General features: G+C 50.3%; 1 protein-coding gene. It reads right to left on the bottom strand.

Going from position 1 to position 574, the window contains the following annotated elements; all coding sequences use genetic code 11:
• Positions 1–104: 104 nt before the first annotated feature.
• On the bottom strand, positions 105–574 hold a 470-nt coding region (locus HBA93_RS18035; RefSeq protein WP_221724211.1), incomplete at its 5' end, for an MFS transporter.

Below are 574 nucleotides of genomic sequence, written 5' to 3'. Positions count from 1 at the left end.
CTAAAACTGTGACATCAGTTCACTACAGAACCTCCGGCAGGGCAGGCTCTGAGCGATGAGGTGCAGGCCGGATATCAGGCCCGCACCGGAATATTTTTAGTATTTCAGGCTGCACTATTTTTGAGGCTGACGAGCGTAATGATCAGCGAGATAAGTGCCAGTCCTGCAGCTGTTAGCAATGTGACAGTAAAGGCTGAGCCGACAGAACTGACTGTGGCATGAACCAGATCCGGTTGCCCGAGTGATGAAATAAATATTGTCGCCATGACCGATGCTCCAGTCATAAAACCTAAGTTGCGCGATAATCCCATTAAACCTGATATGATGCCACGGTGGTCCTCAGGAGCGGCATTGATGATGGCTGTGTTATTGCCTGTCAAAAATAGCTGAAAACACGGTGTCAGTATAATAAGTGATACGATATAACCGGTTACTCCGATATGCACCGGCAGATAGGCCATGCAGATGAGTGCGACAATCATGGCACTCAGGCCGGTTGCGAGAATGCATTTTGCACCAAACCGGTCCGTGAGACGGCCAGCCGGAACACCTGCCAAAGCTGCAACTACCGGCC

Origin of the sequence: Ochrobactrum sp. SFR4 (assembly GCF_019730395.1) — a bacterium.
Lineage (GTDB): Bacteria > Pseudomonadota > Alphaproteobacteria > Rhizobiales > Rhizobiaceae > Pseudochrobactrum.
Note: the sequence above shows the minus strand (reverse complement) of the source record. Positions and strands in the feature narration are given on the sequence as shown.